The organism is Xenorhabdus sp. PB62.4, from assembly GCF_014467285.1.
Taxonomy (GTDB): domain Bacteria; phylum Pseudomonadota; class Gammaproteobacteria; order Enterobacterales; family Enterobacteriaceae; genus Xenorhabdus.
This window is the reverse complement of sequence record NZ_NKHR01000010.1, coordinates 57945-78887: the sequence shown is the minus strand read 5'-3', so window position 1 is coordinate 78887 and position 20943 is coordinate 57945. Positions and strand designations below refer to the sequence as shown.

The 20943-nt window shown below is 40.3% G+C and carries 17 protein-coding genes and 2 pseudogenes; 12 read left to right on the top strand and 7 right to left on the bottom strand.

Going from position 1 to position 20943, the window contains the following annotated elements; all coding sequences use genetic code 11:
* Window positions 1-3: 3 nt before the first annotated feature.
* The 3 genes from Xenpb_RS10595 to Xenpb_RS10585 form a co-directional block, all read right to left on the bottom strand.
* Complete coding sequence (locus Xenpb_RS10595; protein WP_187654288.1) at window positions 4-1077, bottom strand: pentapeptide repeat-containing protein; 1074 nt, start codon at window positions 1075-1077, stop codon at window positions 4-6.
* Complete coding sequence (locus tag Xenpb_RS10590) at window positions 1074-3641, bottom strand: DUF2169 domain-containing protein (RefSeq protein ID WP_187654287.1); 2568 nt, start codon at window positions 3639-3641, stop codon at window positions 1074-1076. The genes Xenpb_RS10595 and Xenpb_RS10590 overlap by 4 nt, the downstream gene beginning before the upstream one ends.
* 82 nt (window positions 3642-3723) lie before the next feature.
* Window positions 3724-5694 carry a type VI secretion system Vgr family protein gene (locus Xenpb_RS10585; RefSeq protein WP_187654286.1) on the bottom strand — a complete coding sequence of 657 codons (1971 nt, stop codon included), beginning with the start codon at window positions 5692-5694 and terminating at the stop codon, window positions 3724-3726.
* A 953-nt stretch (window positions 5695-6647) separates the two neighbouring features.
* On the opposite strand from Xenpb_RS10585, the pseudogene tssI reads away from it, so the two are divergent.
* From tssI to Xenpb_RS10570, 4 genes and pseudogenes are all read left to right on the top strand, one after another.
* A pseudogene (gene tssI, locus Xenpb_RS10580) lies at window positions 6648-7342 on the top strand (type VI secretion system tip protein TssI/VgrG); the annotation flags it as partial.
* Window positions 7325-7612: a PAAR domain-containing protein gene (locus tag Xenpb_RS20015; protein ID WP_368666817.1), complete on the top strand. Its 288-nt coding sequence runs from the start codon at window positions 7325-7327 to the stop codon at window positions 7610-7612. The pseudogene tssI and the gene Xenpb_RS20015, both read left to right, overlap by 18 nt.
* Before the next feature lie 11 nt (window positions 7613-7623).
* Window positions 7624-9246, top strand: a complete 1623-nt coding sequence (locus Xenpb_RS20010) for a hypothetical protein (protein ID WP_255523105.1) — start codon at window positions 7624-7626, stop codon at window positions 9244-9246.
* 55 nt (window positions 9247-9301) lie between these two features.
* Window positions 9302-10147 carry a hypothetical protein gene (locus tag Xenpb_RS10570; protein WP_187654285.1) on the top strand — a complete coding sequence of 282 codons (846 nt, stop codon included), beginning with the start codon at window positions 9302-9304 and terminating at the stop codon, window positions 10145-10147.
* Between the two features lie 61 nt (window positions 10148-10208).
* Here the strand turns inward: Xenpb_RS10570 and Xenpb_RS10565 are convergent, their stop codons facing one another.
* Window positions 10209-10502 carry a transposase gene (locus tag Xenpb_RS10565; protein WP_368666816.1) on the bottom strand — a complete coding sequence of 98 codons (294 nt, stop codon included), beginning with the start codon at window positions 10500-10502 and terminating at the stop codon, window positions 10209-10211.
* Here Xenpb_RS10565 and Xenpb_RS10560 point away from each other — a divergent pair.
* The 5 genes and pseudogenes from Xenpb_RS10560 to Xenpb_RS20005 all read left to right on the top strand — a co-directional run.
* Entirely contained in the window at window positions 10486-10662 is a 177-nt protein-coding gene (locus Xenpb_RS10560) for a hypothetical protein (RefSeq protein ID WP_187654284.1), read from the top strand. The two genes, Xenpb_RS10565 and Xenpb_RS10560, sit on opposite strands and share 17 nt — an antisense overlap.
* 52 nt (window positions 10663-10714) lie before the next feature.
* Window positions 10715-11548 (top strand): hypothetical protein, encoded by an 834-nt coding sequence (locus tag Xenpb_RS10555; RefSeq protein WP_187654283.1) that lies wholly within the window; start codon window positions 10715-10717, stop codon window positions 11546-11548.
* Between the two features lie 341 nt (window positions 11549-11889).
* Window positions 11890-12045 carry a hypothetical protein gene (locus Xenpb_RS19685; RefSeq protein WP_222942947.1) on the top strand — a complete coding sequence of 52 codons (156 nt, stop codon included), beginning with the start codon at window positions 11890-11892 and terminating at the stop codon, window positions 12043-12045.
* A 52-nt stretch (window positions 12046-12097) separates the two neighbouring features.
* Window positions 12098-12949: a hypothetical protein gene (locus Xenpb_RS10550; RefSeq protein WP_222942946.1), complete on the top strand. Its 852-nt coding sequence runs from the start codon at window positions 12098-12100 to the stop codon at window positions 12947-12949.
* 470 nt (window positions 12950-13419) lie between these two features.
* Window positions 13420-13619, top strand: a pseudogene (locus tag Xenpb_RS20005) (IS3 family transposase); the annotation flags it as partial.
* A gap of 35 nt (window positions 13620-13654) precedes the next feature.
* Here Xenpb_RS20005 and Xenpb_RS10545 read toward each other — a convergent pair.
* The gene (locus tag Xenpb_RS10545) at window positions 13655-14521 is read right to left on the bottom strand and encodes a DUF817 domain-containing protein (RefSeq protein ID WP_187654281.1); all 867 of its coding nucleotides are present in this window, start codon (window positions 14519-14521) and stop codon (window positions 13655-13657) included.
* Window positions 14522-15119: 598 nt separating this feature from the next.
* On the opposite strand from Xenpb_RS10545, the gene Xenpb_RS20000 reads away from it, so the two are divergent.
* Complete coding sequence (locus Xenpb_RS20000; protein WP_255523103.1) at window positions 15120-15338, top strand: hypothetical protein; 219 nt, start codon at window positions 15120-15122, stop codon at window positions 15336-15338.
* A 325-nt stretch (window positions 15339-15663) separates the two neighbouring features.
* Here Xenpb_RS20000 and tpx read toward each other — a convergent pair whose 3' ends face one another.
* Window positions 15664-16167 carry a thiol peroxidase gene (gene tpx / locus Xenpb_RS10535; RefSeq protein WP_187654280.1) on the bottom strand — a complete coding sequence of 168 codons (504 nt, stop codon included), beginning with the start codon at window positions 16165-16167 and terminating at the stop codon, window positions 15664-15666.
* 183 nt (window positions 16168-16350) lie between these two features.
* Here tpx and Xenpb_RS10530 point away from each other — a divergent pair, with 183 nt between their 5' ends.
* Both Xenpb_RS10530 and zntB read left to right on the top strand, forming a co-directional pair.
* On the top strand, window positions 16351-17967 hold the full coding sequence (locus tag Xenpb_RS10530) for an ABC transporter substrate-binding protein (protein WP_187654279.1): 1617 nt from the start codon (window positions 16351-16353) through the stop codon (window positions 17965-17967).
* 38 nt (window positions 17968-18005) lie between these two features.
* On the top strand, window positions 18006-18989 hold the full coding sequence (zntB, locus tag Xenpb_RS10525; protein WP_187654278.1) for a zinc transporter ZntB: 984 nt from the start codon (window positions 18006-18008) through the stop codon (window positions 18987-18989).
* Window positions 18990-19247: 258 nt separating this feature from the next.
* Here zntB and panP read toward each other — a convergent pair whose 3' ends face one another.
* Window positions 19248-20864 carry a pyridoxal-dependent aspartate 1-decarboxylase PanP gene (gene panP / locus Xenpb_RS10520; RefSeq protein ID WP_187654277.1) on the bottom strand — a complete coding sequence of 539 codons (1617 nt, stop codon included), beginning with the start codon at window positions 20862-20864 and terminating at the stop codon, window positions 19248-19250.
* Window positions 20865-20943 lie beyond the last annotated feature (79 nt).

Sequence of the window (20943 nt, the reverse complement as noted above, 5' to 3'; positions counted from 1 at the left end):
AAATTAAATCTTACGTTGGCGTTGTTGCGTACTCCACTCTTCCGCAGCAAATAGCTCAGGATCATTTTCCAATATGCCCTGACGGTCAGAAAACAATGTCCCAACTTGTTGAGTACGATGAAAAAGAGTTCTCATGAACCGTGCTGCGCGAAAATCACTTTTGCTGATATTGGCATAGGAAAGATCTGCGTAGGTCATATTGCAGCCAGTAAACTGTGTATTAACCGCATGGACTTTACGCATGATAGCCTGTTGTAATTGGCTGTGTCGGAAATCAGCAAGTTTAAGACAAGAACCGATAAAAATAGCTCCATTAAACAAACTGTTACAACAACACGCATTTGTCAAATCAGCGTCAATGAATAACGCTTGAGTAGCATCGGCATTTGATAATTGAGCGTTTTGTAATCCAGCTCCTTTGAAATTGCAATGAGTCAATTTTGCATGGTTGAAATTAACTGCTTCGAGTTGATTGTCTGTAAACAAGCATCCTTGAAATTGTTGTCCCTGATAATTTTGACCACATTGGTCACAGGCAAAAAAAATGGTTTTGATGAATTCACAGCTATAAAAATCTGTTTTTCGTAAGTCTTGACGAAAAAAAGTCACCATAAAAACATAACAATTATGTAACATTGCGTAATCTAATGAGGAGTCGGTAAAAGTTACTCGATCAAGCTTACTACCATTAAAATCAGCATATTGCAGATCACAGAATGAAAACTGGCTACTATTTTGTTTGGTTATTTTAAACTGTGCTTTTTTCAAAGCACATTGAGTGAATAAACAATTGTTCAGTGAGCTCTTGTTGAACGTAGCACGCACCATATCACACTGTTCAAATAGGCTTTGGTCACATGTCACTGAATTAAAGCGAGTCTCTTCAAGCTGGCATTCAATAAAGACGGATTGTTTTAGAATGGAATGGGAAAAATCGGCTTCTGAAAAATCGACTGACCTGAATCTGCCACCTGATAAGTTTTGACCAATTAATGAGATTCCCTGCAAATTGACTTTTTCAATGACATCACCCTGCTTGATTTTAGTAATGAGTTCATCCGCTGTCAGTGTACTCATATTACTTCCTGATCGCGTTTGGGCAAGGTTTTAGTACGTTGTGTATATGCCTGATCAATCAACGTTGAATCGTCAATGATTGATTGCGACATATCAGTGCGGAACAGATTGGTTTCCCGTAAATCAGTTCCATTGAAGCTGCATTTCTGCATAAGGGCACCTATCAGATTGGCATTGTTTAATTGGGCATCCCGAAAATCTGTTCTGATGAATATGCTCTGAGCCGTATTTAAATACTGCATATTGGTTAATTGGCAGTTTGCTTCACTAAAGTCACTATTATTCAGCGTTGCCGAATAGAATGTAGACTGAATCAGAAGAAGCTGGCGCAAATTACACTCTGTGAGCGTGGCACCACTGAAATCTGCCTGATTAAAATTACTGCCCATCATAAATGAGCAGGTCAGTAATTTGGCAGCACGAAAATGGATTGATTCTGCTTTTGTCTCCGCCCATGAACAACTGTCAAGCGTGGCATGATCAAAAACGGCTTTCTCCAACTGGCACTTAATAAAGGAAACTTGATTAAGGCTGGCATAGTTGAACTTGGGTGAAGGCAGTGTCATTTCCAGAAAAGTACAGTTTTGCCATTGTGAATGTTGAAAACGACATTGAGTGATAAAAGCCCCGTGCAGGAATAAATCGGCGAAGAGGGTATTGTTAAATCGGCAATGATCAAACAGCGTTTCCTGCAATTGAGTTTCTTTAAAACTGGCGGCAGAAAAATCACTCTGTTGACATTTTGCTTGTGACAAATTGGTATTATCCAGTTTTACGCCATACAGAGAGGCATTGTCTATTTCTGTTCTGACCAGTATTGCTTCACTGAAATCCGCATCATCCAACTGACAATTATTGAAACAGGCGCTTTCTAATAAGGTGCGGGAAAAATTGGCACCGCGCAGATCCATGTCGGAAAAGTCGACTCCTGTAAAGTCCATTCCACAGAAATTACCGCCTTTCTGCATGATTTGTTGAACACGCTTGCGAATAATCTGTGACAGATCACCCGATAAACGCAGGGCAGGGCCTTGTGATTGCACTGAGGCCAGATACATTTTGTACAACGCCCGTTCAGCCTGCGTTAGCTTTTCACTGTTAAGTCCGAGCTGTTGTTGCTGTTGGTGCAATATATCCCGTACCTGAAAGTAATTTTGTGGCCCCCTGAGTTGATTATCCATCGTGCTCTGATCGACATTAATGCCTCGTTTTATGGCTCTTGCCCGGATTTTTTCTCGCTGTTGTTCCGCTTCCGCGTATTTTTGAGCGGCATCTTGTTCTGTCTGGTTAACAAATTCTGATAATTCATCAGGTTTGGGATTAGAAACGGGTTCAGAAAGAGGAATTAATGTATTGATATCTCTGCCATATCTCTCCATCCGCTCTCGTTGTTGCTCGCGCAGGCGTTTTTCCCGATTTTGCAGATTTTCTCTCAAAGGGCTGTCACCATCCGGTTGTTCTGTGTCCACCCATGGACCAATAATTTCTTCGGGAATCAGGTCTTTTTCCCGAAAGGCGTACAGCGCTCCTTTCTCTTTATCCATGCGTTGGTTAAGGATTTGAAGATAGTGACTTTCGGCACGAGGTTCCCCGCTGAGTTCCATTGTGGCAAGCATTTGTAAGACATCGGTGGCATCATCTTCATTAATGTGCGCACAACCATGCCAAATCAGGATCATTTGTTCCAGGTGAGGAAAAAACCATACTGTTGTATTGCGCATGATAATTTCTTCGAAAACCTCTTCATCAACACGCAATCGCTTGATAAAACAACGAGCCTGCCATGGAGGAAGCATCCCTTCCTGTACCGGTTTTTCAGGGTGCATATTCCAAATCCGCCACGCTGCCTTTTCGGGTAACGCTTCATATTGTTCCCACCACTGATCACGGGGAGCGGCATTGAACAGTCGCCAGTCAATATCACTGGCAAAACCAGGAAATTCATTTTCGAGCCACTGCTTGTCATATTTTTTACCTATGCGGGTAAAACGACGGGGCCATATTAAATCCAATGGACAAAAGCTGGCCGGGTTGGGTTTATCCCGTGGCGATAATAATTGTCTGTGCAGGGTTTCAATGTTTGGCAGACGATGGATCTCTACCCCATTTTCCTGCATTTCGGGCGTGAAACCGATACCGTGTGGGTTTTCTTCATCATCTTTTCCGCCGAAAGCCCGGCTCCAGTCCAGCCGCATCTGTTCAAATTCTTGAGGCTTTGACGGGGTATTGTTAACCCAGTGGCGGTCGCCGAAAACAACTAATGTTTTATCTAATTGCTCCACCTGGATACGTACAGAACAAGATGTTTTATCTGCCTGATGGTGCGTATAGGCATAACCCGTAGCGAGGAATTCTGAGTAGGATTTAGGCATGGCAAGATCGATAATACCATTGCAGGTTTTCAATTCAGCCTCTGCAAGTTGCCAAAGCTCCGGCTCTGGTCGTAGGCGGGGGGATGCACTCATATCGGTCAGAGCCATGATGGACACCCCAAGATAATTCTTTTGCTGCCAGCGATAAGGGCGATAAAGCATACTTAGACGCAGAGGTTTAATGATTTTCATTGAAACACCCCAAATGAGTCTTTTTGTATTGAATATTCATTCCCGCTAATGCTAAGAATGTATGAGGAAAATGTTCAGCAGATTAACCCAATTTGATCAGTGCAGCGTTTATCGTACACATGGATATACCTTTAATATCGCATAACGTACCTTTAATATCGCATGTAGAGCTGGATTGTATTTTCATCCTACTTCCCTTGATTTCGACAGATCCTGTTACTGAGTCTTTTTTATTGCCTGTAACCTTGAGTTCGTAGTTTCCAGTCACCTTTTGTGTAAAATTGCCGCCGACCTTTGATTGATAATTTTCACTAATTTTTTCTGATTTATCGCCAGTGATATCTGCTTTATATCCATCAGAAACAGTATATTTAATCCCACCACCTGTAACTTCGATTTCTTTGCCTTTGGCAACCGTGGTCTTTTGTTTATCCTTGAAGTTGGCAGTTTCTGCTTTTTCTACTGTTGTTTCGCGAGTGCCATCAATTTTTACGGTTTGGTTCTTCTCTATAGTGACTTTCATATCCTTTTCAGCATGTATTTCGAAGGATTCTTTACCTTGGGCATCATCAATAAATAAATAACTGGCATTATCTTTTCCTCCCTCAAGACTGCGCGACATTATGCCTATTTTTGTAGCTTCTTTAGGTAACGTCCAGGGAGGCATATTATTTTTGTTAAAACTACGTCCCACTATAAGAGGCTCGTCCGGATTGCCGTGAATAAAACTGACGATGACTTCTTCTCCAACCCGGGGAATTTGTATCATGCCAAATTTAGCGCCTGCCCAATTATTGGAAACCCGCACCCAGCAGGAACTTTTATCGTCTTTTGTATCGCTCCGATCCCAGTGAAACTTCAATTTGACGCGGCCATGTTCATCTGTCCAAATGGTTTTTCCACTGGCACCCACAACAGTAGCCCGCTCTGTGTTTGCTACTGGCCATGGCGTGGTGCGGGGAGCTCGCCAATTTACTTTGGCTGGAATGGCTGTAAAGTCGGTAACTATAATATGTTCGACTTTATCTGAATCTGGGCCAAAATGATCCATTCCCATAAAGTATGGGGCTTCGTGGAATTCATAATTTGCGCTGACAATAAGATATTCACCGTTATCTTTATCCCGCAATGCGTTTGATAACGTGAAGGTATAACCCGGAGCAATACCCGGCTCTTTACTTTTTGCCTTGATATATTGGCTATGTGCGGTATTGGATTGTTGCAGAACACGAACATAGAACTGGCCTTGTGAACTTTCGCCATAATTTCCGGGCCATTCGAACAGTTCTGTTTTTGGTACAGAGGAGTCCGGATTTTGCTGTGTTTCTTTTAGCTGAGCATTTGGTTTAAGGAAATTATAATCACTCATCGTATAAAGCTTGGGAGTAATTGAATAACTTACTGTCCAATCATATAAATAATGCTTGTCTTTTATACTGGGGGGATAATGGTTAGGATAATATTCAATGGAGGAACATTCAGGCAGAGCAGAGTGAGATTGAGGCGAATCAGCTAATATAAGCGTGTGCTCATTCTTACTGTGTTGAAAATAATAATAAATTCCTTCGCGCTCCATTATCCGGCTCAGAAAGTCGAAATCAGTTTCTTTGTATTGAGTGCAATATTCTAATGGTTGATATTTTGCATTGAGGCTATTCTTGAATTTTATTTTATGTTTATCAAAAATATCTTTAATAATCTCAGGCGCTGTTTTCTTTTGCCAGATTTTGAAATCTTTGTTCAGGGTTAATGTAAACAGAGCTGGTTGGATGATGAGTTTATACAAATAAAAATAGTTATGATAATAATCACAAATAATAGCTTCACGAACCAGTCCACTCAAATAGCGTGATTTTGCTGAAGTGTTTGCCGGATCCTTTATCTCAACAGAGAGCGGTTTGTTTCGTAATGCTTTGATATCAATGTCTTTATTATCACTAAAGAGTTCCACTTCAAAACTATAAATAGTTGACAATTTTTCTTCTCCTTTTAATGACTTAAAAAGAAAAGTGTCGTCACCTAGAGAGGAGTGAGCAATAATGAATCTTTCCATCGAACGCTCCTTTTAGAACCAAAGCTACCGCATGAACCTTTATATAGAGGGCCTGAGTATAAATAAAGGTACGTAATATCCATTGGTTACTGATACTAAGGAAACTATTTCTATTATCATTGATTCAGTATCTAATATTTCACACGATAAACTGTATTGCAACAAAATTATAACCATTGTTTCTTTTTTGTGACGAAATGTTACATTTTGAATAATGCTATACGTCGAATGATGTTGTATTTGTGGGAAAAAATACGCGGGGACTGAAGTCCAATTATACGGAAACGTACATCAAGCGTGTTTTTTGAACAATTCACTGCGTTACTGTCTTATCTCCTCATGATCTTCATGATTATCCTGCCTGTTCTTCTGGTGGTTTCAACAATCTACTTGAGTTCCGGATGGGTATGTGTATTGCATCAGTCGAGTGATCTTCAACTTTTCCGAAGTTGTGCCGGAAAATGAACGTGATCCGTTTTGGGATGGATATGCCGGGTGCATTGGCAGAATATAGGCAGCATTATCTGCCAGAAGAATAATTTTTTATTATTACAGGCATTTTTCAAAAAAATATAAAAAAGTGTTCACTACTTCGGAGAAGACAAGCGCAGCGCGCCAGTGTGATTTTAATCTGTTGTATTACATGAAATTAAAGTTAAGTAATTCCCTGATTTAATTTAAAAAGGGAAGTTAATCACAATTTTCCTGCTGTGTTTTTATTCATACTGGTATATATAAACAATTCTATTGTATCCTGCTCAGTAATGCACACAAAGTATGCAAGGGTAATGTCATTACTAAATTATTTTTACTATTCAGGCAGTAAATAAGGATTGATACACCAGAATATTATGGAGAATACAAGTGAGCAGGGTAATAGATAAAATCAATCAACTACTTGATCGCTCAGGTTTGGTATTTACACTGATTACGGAAAATTTACCTGAACAAACGACAGAACGTTTAAGAATCCACGCTGGAACCGGGAATTTTGGTATGAAGGGCGCAATCTTGACAATCAGAGAATACTAAACAGCTACCATTATTATGATTTCCCCAGCCGCTGTAAAGATGACGAACTGGGACAACGGGCAAGTCAGTATCGTCTGGAATACTTGCGCCGGGACAGCTATTTAATCTGGATGATCACCCCAGAGAGACATTTAATGATCAATGGCAGCTCATCCAAATCACGCATTCTGGTAGTCAGCCACAGGCAGATGAAACCCAGTCCGGCGATGGGGGTACGTGGCTGTCTAATCAATTTACTTTCACCACCCGAAAAAACTCTTACCGGCCTTCCCCCTACCCGAAACCCCAAATGGAAGGCCCGCATATTGCCACGGTTGTTGGGCCGGAAGGCGAAGAAATTTTCTGTGACGAACACGGGCGCGTTCGTATTCAGTTTGACTGGGACAGATACGGTAAATTCAACGATCAAAGCTCATGCTGGGTACGAGTCAGTCAGGCGTGGGCAGGGCAATTAATGGGCATGATTGCCATTCCCCGTATTGGTCATGAAGTACTGGTGGATTTTGTCCACGGCGATCCCGACCAGCCGATTATTGTTGGACGGGCTTATCACGCCAATAATATTCCCCCAAACCGCCTGCCGATGGCGAAAACCCAGATGTCTATCCGCTCGAAAATGGGTAATGCAGTCAAAATCGGAGATATCGGTACAGAGCATGGTGATTGTTCAGCAACTCCCGTTATTACCGGAGCGAGTACGGTCAAAGTTGATGGAGCTTATCTGGCACGACAAGGTGATGCTCTGGCATCTCATTGTTCACATCCAAGAACAATTTCAGTTGGATCGGGTTCTGTATTTATCGAAGGGAAGCCTGCCGCCAGAACAGGAGATGCTGTCGATTGTGGTGGTGTTGTGATTGGCGACGGCAGCATAAATATAGGTTAAGGAGAAATATAATGACATCAACAAAAGCAGGTTCAGCAATATGTGGTTGTGACAACCCAGATGATTGCACACATAGAATTGATATCAAATTAGGCGATAAAACAATCAGTTATCAGCAGTCTTGGATTCAACAACATTTTTTCTATGTGCTTGATTCACCATTGATAACCTTTGAATATGTAAATGAATTACCGAAGGAAGAAAAACCAAAGGTATCTGTTGAATTAAGTTCAATCAGTAAAGGCTGTATTTCACACAACCCTGATTGTCCGATTGGTAATGTGTTTGATGAAAAATACCAACCCCTCGCTCAATTTCCACCTAAAAAACCTTATAAAGGAGAACTGGTTTACCACAAATCAAGTCAGGATTTTTTAGAGGTTGAACAAGGACCATTTTCTGTTTTAGCACGTTTCCTGAAAAAGGATTTTCATACCAATATAAAAAATCAGCATTATGCTATCAGAGTCGATGAATGCTCAGGGAAACCATTAGTAAAGAAGGAGTATTCTGGAATAGAAAAAATTCTATTCACGGTATTAGGAGAAAAAACGGTCCTTAGTTCCAATATTTATTTAGTAACCAAAGAAAAACAGGAAATCGATCTAGTTTTCAAGGCTAAGAAAGACATTGAAGAATTCACTGATCAACAAAGAAGAAGACAGCAAACTCAAGCTAATAGAGAACGGGGATTAGGGCATAGAAAACATCGTGGTTGGACTCAAGATACGACGCGTTACAAAGTAACAAATGCATTGGCTGTAGAGGGGATAATTAAACTTCAGAAAGGCTCAGCCAGTCGTACATGGACGCATACTTTGCAAAAAGAATTTAAGAAGAATAAAAACGAGATAGGGCCAATAGAATCATTTGTACAAGGCATTGGCAAAATAACGAATGTTTTGTCAGTCGGACATGATAGTGATAAGTTCAAAATCCTAAAAATGGATTTTATCTATCCTTCGATTAAGCTTCATGGTGAACATGAGCTTTCTCACAATAATAACTTTCAACTATATTCCAAATTTGGAGCAGAGATAGCGGCAGCTCCTTTAATTGGCCTAGAATTACGCGTTGATGTTCTTCAAATAGTAGCTGCTTATTTTAAGGTTGAAAGAGCACTTTCCTCACTTCGTGAAGCTGGCCAACTCTACGAAGAAAAAGTCAAAAAAGGCGAAAATGGAGCATATGCAGGTGCACAGTTGGATCTCATTTTAACAGGAGAATTGAATGTTAAATTTGGTTGGGAATCTGATGAAAAAGGAGACTGGTCTTTCAAAAAAGATAGTGTATTAGAAACTGGATTTGGTATTAAAGCTGAAACTAATATTCGTGGTGGAGTAAGTTATTATGCTATTCATGGTTATGTAGATGCAACAGCTAAGGCCGAAGCAAAATTACTGGCAGCACTGGAATCAAAACCCAAAAGTCTGGATTTGGTATTTTATCATGATGGAATTAAGGCATCTGTAGATTTGAGTTTCGCTTTTGGTGTAGGAAAAGAAGATTCGCTTGAAGATGATAAAATTAAAACAACTGTAAATATAGATAAAAAAGAAGGAACAGCACGTGAATGGGTATTTCAAAAACCACTTTCTAAAGATAAATCGTCTTATCGGATTTCTTTGGGGTAGTCTCTTATTTTGTTCTTATATGTTATTTAGCACTTCTGCATCAGGGAGATCAGATATGGAATATAAATATTTACTTTCATTCAATACAAACCAAAGTCTCTGCGTAGTACGTATTAATGGTATGACAGCTATGGATAACTTAAATGCTCCCAATGGAATTCAATCCAGCGGTATAAATTCAACCGCTTTTTTAGAAAATGGAGATAATACCATAGAGTTACTATTTGGCAGTCGATCTTTTGAAGACGAACTTATACCTGAGTCCCGATGTGAGGCAACCTTAAAAAAGGTGTCGGCTTACGATGAAAATGGTGAGATTATTAGTCGCATTAAATTAATAGTTGATAAAGAGGGTAAGCCAGTCACTGAAGAATCACTCAAGAATATATCTAATGAGAAGGCAGGCTTTGATTTTACTGGTATGTCCACAATACCAGCAGAAGAAGGTTTATTCTCTGCTAAAAAAACATATTCGATTGATAGATTGCCAGATTGGATGTGGACAAAGGCCCAACCAGTGACAGAAAAAGATTTGTCGGTTATAAAATCTTTTTATCAGGAAATAATTCACTCATTTGCTCAAAAGGATTTGGGTAAAATATGGAGTATGAGTAAACCTGCCTGGGAAGAATGGGCTATTGCAGATAACAGTAACGCTAAGTTTTTTTTCCATTCGATGAGGTTTGAAGATAAAATCGATAGCGATAAATATACAGTCAGAACAATACCTGAATGGAAAAAATTCAAATTAGTCAGTTATAAAAATGGGCGTCTATTCCGTCTGGAAGCTGGTGCTCATGGTCGTTCTCCTATATTGTTCGATAATAAAATCACAGGTGATACTGCAACTTATAGTCCTTACTTATCCATTATCAATGGTAAAATCGTTATAGCCAGATAATTTATTTATTTTGGTTAACCAGTTTTTAATGAACTTGGTTAACCAAATGCCAATTAAGTACTCAAGAAAAATTAATTGCAAATTGATCACCATAACCTTCCAATAACGTATTTAGCTCATACTCCATGGTATCTTGAGTCCAGGTGATAAAACGTTGCCAGTGATATTTGGCTTGTTTCCAGACGATTTCAATCAGGTTCAGCTCTGGGCTGTAGGCGGGAAGATAAAGTAAAAGCAGGTTGTGCTCTCGTAACCAGCGATGTCTGGTTTTTTCCGCGATCCCATGGTGGATACGCGCATTATCTAGCACTAAAAATGTCAAACGGTTGTCTCCTTGTTTGGCTATAAAAGCGATGGTAAATGTAGATTTGGCTTTTGGGCTAGGTGATGATGATCAACTCAATGAAGACCATGATAAAAAAGGTGGAGAGGTAAGTTTAAATGGTGAAAAAGAATGGGTATTCCACAAACCACTGTCTAAAGAAGAGTCAATATATCGGATCTCGTTGGGTTAGTATTCTATTTTTGACATGTATTGTTTCAAATAACGCATTAGGTAAACCTGAAATGGACTATAAATACTTACTCTCAATGAATACAAGTAAAAGCTTTTGCTATTTAAATGTAAATGGCATGCCTGCAATGAATAATCGCAAGGCTCATAACGGAATTCAATCCAGTGGCTTAAATGCAACCGCTTTTTTGGAAAATGGTTCCAATACCATGGAATTGTTGTTTAGTGATCTCGCATCAGAAAGATCAAATAAATTTGATCCTGAGGCTCAATGTGAAGCAACATTAAAAAAAGTATCTGCCGCCGGAGATAGTGAAATAATCAGCCATATAAAACTGACTGTCAATAAAGAGGGTAATACTTTAACATCAGGGTCAGCCAATCAATCCGAATTTGAATTCAAAGGCATGGCAACAGAACCAGATGATGAAGGTTTTTACAGGGCACGAAAATTATTTAATCTGAAAGGGTTACCCGACTGGATGTGGACCAAAGCACGCCCAGTAACAGAAAATGATCTCCCTGTAATTAAAAATTTCTATCAGGAAATTATCAATACACTTGCACATAAAGATCTAGATAAATTATGGAAAATGAGTAAACCTGCATGGGATGAATGGGCAATGGCTGAAGATAGTAATCCTAGAATATTTTTTAATTCAATGAATTTTGAAAAACTGACCGATGAAAAGACATATGCAATCAGAATTTCCCCTAAATGGCAGGATTTTAAATTAGTCAAATATAAGGAAGGGCGGTTATTTCGGTTAGAAACAGGCGTTTTTGGGCGATCACCTATAATAATGGATAGAATAAATACAGATAGAGTAGCAACTTACAGCCCATATTTATCCATTGTTGATGGAAAAGTTGTTATTGCCAGATAATAAGTAAATTATTATAACCAAAGTTGAAAATAGGTGTTTTCAACCTTGGTTATTTAATTTAATGGAACCAATAATATAACTATCTCCTATCACTTTATGACGTATAAAAATATGATAACCCATTTGGATTCGGATGATAAAGGGGTTGGGAGTTTAAAAAAGACGAAAAGTTTGAAATAGGATTTAGCATTAAAGCCGAGTTTAATATCCGCGGAGGGGCGCGTTACGACATTATTTATGGCTATGTTAATGCAGCTGCTAAAGCGCTTATTGGGCTTGCCCCAAATCCCCAAAATGAAAAAGTTTTGGATTTGGTATTTTACCATGATGGTATAAAAGCGATGGTAAATGTAGAATTGGCTTTTGGTGTAAGTAAGAAAGGCAATGAAAATGATGAACAGAGAGACAAAGGAATAAACACAAATGCTGAAAAAGAATGGGTATTCCAAAAACCACTGTCAAAAGAAGAGTCGACGTATCGGATTTCGTTGGGTTAGTGTTCTATTGTTGGCATGTACTTTATCAAATAATGTATTAGGAAAATCTAAAATGGACTATAAATACTTACTCTCAATGAATACAAGTAAAAGTTTTTGCTATTTAAGCGTAAATGGCATGCCTGCTATGGATAATCGCGGTGCTGGTACGCATGGTGTTCAATCCAGTGGTCTAAATGCAACCGCTTTTCTGGAAAATGGCACTAATACCATAGAATTACTTTTTAAGGATAGAACATCTGAAAAATCAAATAAATTTGATCCCAACGCCCGGTGTGAAACCACATTAAAAAAAGTATCCGCCGTCGGTGATGAAGAAATAATCAGTCATATCAAATTGACTGTCGATAAGGAGGGCAATACCCTAACATCAGAGTCACTCAATCAAATAGGAAGAACAGGATCAGAGTTTGAATTCACGGGGATGGCAACCGCACCTGGTGATAAAGGCTTTTACAAGGCAAGAAAATCATTTAACTTGAATGGATTACCCGACTGGATGTGGACCAAAGCACGTCCGGTAACAGAAAATGATCTCCCTGCAATTAAAAATTTCTATCAGGAAATTATCAATACACTTGCACATAAAGATCTAGATAAATTATGGAAAATGAGTAAACCTGCATGGGAAGAATGGGCTATAGCAGACAATAGTAGCGCTAAAATATTTTTTGATTCAATGAATTTTGAAGAGCTGACTGATAGCAAAATATATACCCTCAGAACGTCCCCTAAATGGCAAGACTTCAGGTTAGTCAAATATAAGGGGGGGCGGCTATTTCGTCTAGAAAAAGGGATTTTCGGACGCTCCCCAATAATAATGGATGAGAATGGGACTGATTATATTTCTACATATGACCCATATCTATCCATTATTGATGGGAAGGTTGTTATTGCCAGATAATTAATTCATTTTGGTTAACCTGTTGTTAATTAACTTGGTTAACCAAATTCTAATTAATAAAATCCCGTTATTCATAGAATAATTTAAGTTGATATCTTCCCCGCATCCATTATGATAATAAAACATATTATAAAAACAAAAATTCCAATGTTTATTTTTATAGCATTTAGTCCTTTTTCTCATTCTATAACTAAAAAAATCAGTTAGTCTAGGCTGGTTAAAAACACTTTTTAGCGACTATAAAAACTCCCGTAGCCTGAAAAGGAGAGCAAGATTGCGGTACATCTGCACACCTTTGGAAGCAGATATTGTCAGACATAAACCCCTTGTCTGGCGATGAAGGTTTTTTTAAACTAAAAAATACCCCAAAAGGGCGTTTTTATATTGTCATCTAAGTGCATTAAACGTTGAATCATGCACTTATTTTTCATCTCAACATTAGACCATATTTTCATTTATCTTTCACCCATAGCATGAGTTGGCGGGGTAATTGTTTGGACAATTCCCCGATGGAAAGGGTAAGGGTATTTCGCAGTTTGAAGAGTGAATGGAGCCACCGGAAGGATATAAGGGTATCCATGAGGCTATACGGGATACCACTCAATATCTTGGAGGCTATTATAATTATCTTTGCCCCCATAGTTATAATAGAGGAATTTCATCGGCTTAAAGCAAAAGACAGGGCTTACGGCGTATTTAGCTAAATTAACGGGCAATTGCCACGTTCGCTTTGATATGTTTAAGGTGAACGACAATCGTAAAGGTCACAACCACCAATAACGACCATGCCCCCCATTTTCCTGCATGAACAACAGACCAAGCGCCTAATTGATTCGGGTATTGCCAGATACCAAAGAAGGTACCGAAGTTTTCCGCTAACCAAATAAAAAAACCAATCAGTATAAAAGCAAGTAATAGTGGCATCCTGCGCTCTTTATCCAATGGTGTATAAAAAACAGTACCACGTGCATACAAACCGAAAATAAAAGCAGTTAAGTACCAGCGATAATCATCAATATAATGATGACTAAAGAAGTTGATATAAATTGCCAGTGCCACCAGTGTTGCCATCCAATACGGTGGGTAATGCTCAATGCGTACCTTAAAAAAACGCCATGACTGTATAATGTAGCTCCCCACCGCCGCATACATAAAACCTGTAAATAGCGGGACTCCCCAAAGCTTAGTAAACGCAGCATCAGGATATTGCCATGAACTGATAGATGCTGATGTCTTAAATAGCTCCATTATAAAACCGACTAAGTGAAAAACGCAGATTGCTTTCAATTCATCCCATGTTTCGAGTTTTGACCATATGAGTAATGTTTGAAAGGTCACGGCAAATACTAAGAGTACATCATAACGCGGTATGCCCACGATGCCTTTTGCCGGAACCAAAAATAAAGCCAAAAAAAAGAAACCAGCAAATAAGCACGAGCGTGCATTAATCAATCCAAAGAAAAGAAACTCTAAAATAAATCGCTTAACACCTGTGCTGTTATTGGGCTTATGGGCCATTAAGAAGTTATCAACTTTACGCAGGACATTCAGTTTCTGGCACAGACTTTCCATTTAATTAACCTGTAGGTGTTATTTGTTATCAATTCGCTACGATAATGCCTATTTCACGCCGCGAATTCTAGCAGGATTTGAGTAACCATTCACCAGCATCTATTGAATAATCCGGTTAAGCACATCCGGGTATATGTATGGCGTGTTAACTCTTACCGCTCGCTTAAATGTGAGCGGTATCAGTATATTGGAGTCCTCTGTTTCATGGTTACTTAAAATGAGGATGAGGAGATGGATTGCAAACATGGCCTTTTGTCAGCCAGGTTATAACGGTGTCATAGCGACACGACAGTCACTTCAATGTAAATTTATTTTTTCATTTCAATAACGTAGTAGCTGCCATTTTCTGTGAAAAAATTCAAGTTGTAGTGATATAGGGACGATTTCAAGAACTGATGAAAGCACATTTCTTCGTGGGGCACAAAGGACAGACAAAGAAGGTATAGTCAGATTCACCACAATTTTCCCCGGTTTTTATGCCGGAAGAGCTATCCATATTCATTTATCAGCAAGGAATGCGAATGTACAAAAAAGACAGGAAGATAAATTCTATTTTGTAGGCCAACTCTATTTCCCTGAGGATATATCTAAAGAAGTCATGAATAATGATATGTATTCTCCAAGGGATGTTAATAGGCTTAAAAATGAAGATGATTCCATCTTTTCTGGCGTTAAAAATAGAGCTGCAATTTTGACAGTAAAAAAAATCGGTGATAATCCATTGGATGGATTACACGGAAAGATAGTTTTATCTATTAATAAAGACAATGTGTCCAAGAAAATAACCCCTAAAGACTTGGCTAAATACACTGTGTAGGTGTAATGATCTTATTCATGATTCATGCGATAACCGTCAACATTTAATCTGTTGATTTGTTGGTATTTTTATTCATGTGTCAAAAACGGTCGTTTTCGGCACATTTGATAGGGACCTCCACTTTTTCGTGAGAGGTGGTTTTTTTAAGCGGGCGTGGGGTGGTTATTTGTAATAAGGTGAGAGTGGTTCAGATATCTCTGAATAAACTGGCGGCGATGGGTTCACTCATTGTGAAATCATCGCCGCCATGAAAATAAAAATTTATTATAAAACGATTATTTTGCCGTGCCGTAAAACAAAAGCAATATTATCAATAATAAAATAATTATTTTAATGCTGATAATGCACTGTCATAGTCAGGTTCATTAGTGATTTCATCAACTAACTGACTATAAATAACTTGGTTATTTTCATCCAAAATAACAACGGCACGTGCAGTTAAACCACCCAGTGGGCCTTCGGTTATTGCAACGCCGTAATCTTCCTGAAACTTTCCACCACGGAGTGTGGAAAGAGTAATAACGTTAGACAAACCTTCAGAACCACAGAAACGAGATTGAGCAAAAGGCAAATCTGCTGAAATGCACAGTACAACAGTGTTGTCCAACTCACTGGCAAGTTGATTGAATTTACGGACAGATGTGGCACAAACACCGGTATCGATGCTTGGGAAAATGTTAAGCACTTTACGTTTGCCTGCATATTGGCTCAATGCAACATCGGCAAGATCTTTAGCAACCAGAGTGAAATCTTTCGCTGCCTGGCCTGCTTGTGGAAAATCTCCGTTAACGGTGATATCACTACCTTGGAACTTGACTGCTTGTGTCATGGTTTTCTCCCTCTATAAAATAAACTGCGCCATCAGTGTAAAGGACCGCCAGTGTAAAGGAATAGTGCGATCTTGCCCACAAAAATAGACGCAATATTCATGAAATACTCAGGCTCCCGTTAATTAACAATGTCTTATAATATATTTTTAGGATGATTATTAGACTCATAAGGCAAAAGAATCATGTATCGTTTTTCGTTACTCTCCTCTGTATTATTGATGACCGGGCTTTCTTTTTCTGTTTCTGCCGCCCAAGTCCCTGCCGGTACTCAACTTGATCCTCGTCAGGAATTGGTCCGTCAATTGAAAGATGAACCTGCATCGCTAGACCCGATCAAATCTTTCGGTTTGACTGAGGCGCAAGTATTGCGTGATCTGTTTGAAGGTCTGGTAAATCAAGATGCTCATGGTCAGGCCATTCCGGGCGTTGCTATTGACTGGAAAACAACAGATAACAAAACATGGATATTTACACTGCGTCATGATGCCCGTTGGTCTAATGGTGACAGTGTCACAGCCTCTGATTTTGTTTATAGCTGGCAGAGATTGGTCAATCCTGCCAATGCCTCTTCTTTTTCTTGGTTTGCGGCCTTATCAGGTATTCAGAATGCACAAGAAATCATTGATGGAAAATTACCGCCGGAAAAATTGGGCGTGGAAGCTATCGATCCTTACACGTTAAAGGTGAGTCTGGATCGGCCTGTACCTTATTTTCCCAGTATGACAACCAACTTTAGTCTCTATCCGGTCAATAAGCAGAGCGTCGAAAAATATGGCAATGATTGGACCCGGGTAGGGAACTTGGTTGGTAATGGTGCATTTATGTTAACGGGGCGGGTTGTGAATGAAAAAATTGTCCTGAAGCCAAACCCCCATTATTGGGATAATAAAAATACGGTACTGACAAAAGTTACCTTTATGCCTATCAATCAGGAATCTCATGCAACCAAACGTTATCTGGCGGGAGATCTGGATATTACGGAGTCTTTCCCTAAGAACATGTACCAGAAATTGTTGCGGGAACTTCCGGGGCAAGTTTTTACGCCGGATCAGTTGGGAACATACTACTATGCTTTTAACACAAAACGGGCGCCAACAAATGATGTTCGGGTGAGACAAGCACTTTCCATGACAATCGACAGGAACTTAATTGCGAAAAAAGTAGTGGGTACGGGAGAAAAACCGGCATGGCATTTTACTCCTGATGTTACGGCAGGCTTTCAGCCAGAGAAAAGCCGGCAGGAAACATTTACTCAACAGGAACTCGATAATCAGGCGAAGGCATTGTTGAAAGCAGCCGGATATGGCCCTGAAAACCCATTAAAAATATCATTACTTTATAACAACCTGGAAAACAACCAGCGGATAGCGATCGCCATTAGCTCAGAATGGAAGAAAAAATTGGGTGTGGAGGTGAAATTAGTTAATCAGGAGTGGAAAACCTACGTTGATAACCGTAACACGGGGAATTTCGATGTGGTCAGGGCGTCCTGGACCGGGGATTATAACGAACCATCAAGTTTCCTGTCTCTTTTGACATCCACTCACAGTGGCAATATCGCGAAATTCCACAATGCTGAATATGATGCGTTGCTTAAAGCCGCCAGTAATGAAACTGACGATGTAACCAGAAACCGTGATTACAATCAGGCAGAAAAAATGATCGCAGAACAAGCGCCTATTGTTCCGATTTATCAATATACCAATGGCCGATTGATCAAAACGTGGTTAAAAGGATACCCGATCACCAATCCTGAAGATGTGGCCTATAGTCATAACATGTATATCATCAAGCACTAAACTAAGTACAAAAAGATAAGTACGAACTAGGAGCAGATGTGGAAACGATCTATGGCTCAGTATTCAAAGGCTCAAATGCCATTTATTCCTGCCAGTTGAATGGCAAAGGGGGAATGGTGACATTGGGGGAAAATTCACTCGCCACCGCAGAACAGCCATTTTGGCAACATCTTGACTATAAAAATCAGGAGAGCCAGCAATGGTTGATGAATACCACGTTGTTAACACTTCCTGTCAAGGAAGGATTAATGAATGAAAGTATTCGCCCGAAGGTGCTACGCACGGGTGAAGGCACTTTGATTACGTTGAGATCGGTGAACCGCAATGATAATGCGCGGCCTGATCATTTAGTTTCGTTCCGCATCTATGTTAATGACCAGATTATTATCTCCAGTTGTCATCGGAAAATTCATTCCATTGATCAAATTTTGGATGATTTACATAACGGTGTTGGTGCAAAAAGTACGGGTCACTGGTTGGTTGAAATCGCCGGGGCAATGACTGATGAAGTGAATGATTTTATCGAAGAGCTGCATGATAACCTGATTGAACTTGAGGATAATATTTTAGAGCAAAAAGTGCCTGGTCGTGGGGAGTTGGTATTGCTGCGCAAACAATTAATCGTCCTGCGTCGGTATATGGCGCCTCAACGTGATGTTTTCATTCGCTTAGCCAGTGAGCGGCTACCGTGGATGAGTGACGAAGAACGTCGCTTAATGCAGGAAATTGCCGATCGCTTGGGGCGGGGTTTGGATGATCTTGATAGCTGTATCGCCCGGACTGCGGTTCTTGCGGATGAAATTGCCTCTATGATGGCGGATGCCATGAACCGCCGCTCTTACATCATGTCTCTGTTGGCAATGATATTCTTGCCAACAACTTTTTTGACAGGGTTATTTGGTGTCAATCTGGGTGGGATACCCGGCAATGCTTATCAGTTTGGGTTCGGCTTATTCAGTCTTTTCTTATCGGTATTGATAGTCATTTTCGCCTGGTGGTTAAGGCGCAGTAAGTGGTTATAGAGAACGTAGTTATGGAAAATGTGGTTATGGATAATGACGGTAGGAAAAAAATAGTGGCACCGACTTTGAGATATATCAATAATTCAATCTCACAAATAGGGCACTATGACTCCCGCAGGTGAATGCAACGTTGAGCGATAAACGTTGTGCTCCATAATTGTAGTTTTTCTCACACTGAGCTTTATACAGAATAATTGACCATTATTATGCCGATGTTAGTGTTAGCATCGGCTATTTTTTTGTCCTCAGCCTATACCCTCAACTGACCAAATCCTGTAGCGTTTGCCAGAACGGGCTTTGTAGTGCGAGTTGTCGCTGTTCTTCAAGCATATCTTCAAGTATTTCAGGGGTCGTCAATGGATTTGCCAGTACAACACGCAAAACGGTTGTTGGTTGTCGATCCCATTGCACCGGATTGATAGTGGTGCGGGAGACAAAAGATTTTCCCGCAGTCCACTGCATCGCCTGAATATTTTGGTTAAGTGCATTAAGCATGTCATGCAGTTTTTGTTTCACCGATGCCGGGCCTTTGCGTAATGCTTGTAACACCATTGGTGGTATGTATCGGTAGGTCAAAAGACAAAGTTGGGGTTCACTGATTAATTCGAAATCCTCCTGCTGGCGGATGAGATCCGCAAATTGTCGTGCTTTCTCGATGCTTGCATCTATCAGGTGAGCCAACCCCCGTCTGCCGAGTAGATGGAAGTTACTGTGCAGCATAAGCGACATCGCGCTGCGTGAGCCTTCTAAAGTATGGCGTCCGAGATCTTTCGAGTCCTTGCGGACAATGTAATTAGCATGTTGGGCAATGGCATCAGTCAGGGTAGGCTGACGGAACAGCACCATACCGGCCCCCATTGGCACATACATTTGTTTATGCGCATCAATTGTCACAGTATCGGCACGTTCGATACCGTCGAATAAATGTCGATAGCGTTCGGACAACAAACTCGCTCCGCCCCAGGCGGCATCAACATGAAAATGACACTGTTCCTGTTCAGCAATGTCTGCCAGAACATTCAGCGGATCGATAGAACCCGTTTCTGTGGAACCGGCTATCCCGACAATAGCCATCGGCTTGATATTGCGTTGACGCAAATTCTGCAATTGCATGAGCAGGGCATCAATGCAGATCCGGCCATTTCTGTCGGTATCGATTTTTACCAGCGCATCTTGTCCCAAACCGAGCACATCCACGGTTTTTTTCAGTGAATAGTGTCCCAATTCCGAAACCAGAATCGCGAGTCCATTATAACCATAATGAATGAGTCCTCTGGCTAAGCCTTCACGGGCAAGGCCGGCAAAATTTCCATCGGCTGGCATAAGCTGATTCCGGCATGCCCACATGGCGGTCAAATTAGCCAGCGTTCCGCCAGAACAAAAAGTTGCCAGCGCATGATTGCCATTATGGAGCCACTGTTGATAGAAATCTTCGTCGCGGTTGTATACCAATTTGTGCATCATACCTAGCACTTGACGCTCCAGCGCGGTTAAAACATGCGATGTTTCCAGTTTGACCAGATTCTGGTTGAGCGCTGTCAATATTTTGCCAAGCGCCGGTAAATGCTTAGGCAGAGCCGATGTCATGTGACCAACAAATGTTGGTGATGATACGGGCACGACATGATTAAGAATGTCTTCGCTTAAATGCCGGGCGTATGTTCCGGTATCAACCGGAAGTTCAGGAATAATCACTGAAGTAAACTGTTTTTCAAGCTCCGTCAATTCGTGTACCGGCTTGTTTAGCTCGTGCTGACAATAAGTGACAGGATCACCAGCAATATGTGTTTCCAGTTCGAGCAGTCCTTCCTCACCAGCATGGGGGATAAACTGATCGAGCAGCGCTTGCCATTCTTGCCGAATAATATCGTTCATGTTTTGCTCATACATACGATTTTGCAACTTTACAGTGATCAATGAATAAGTACCAAATCTGAATAAATCCTTATTTAAC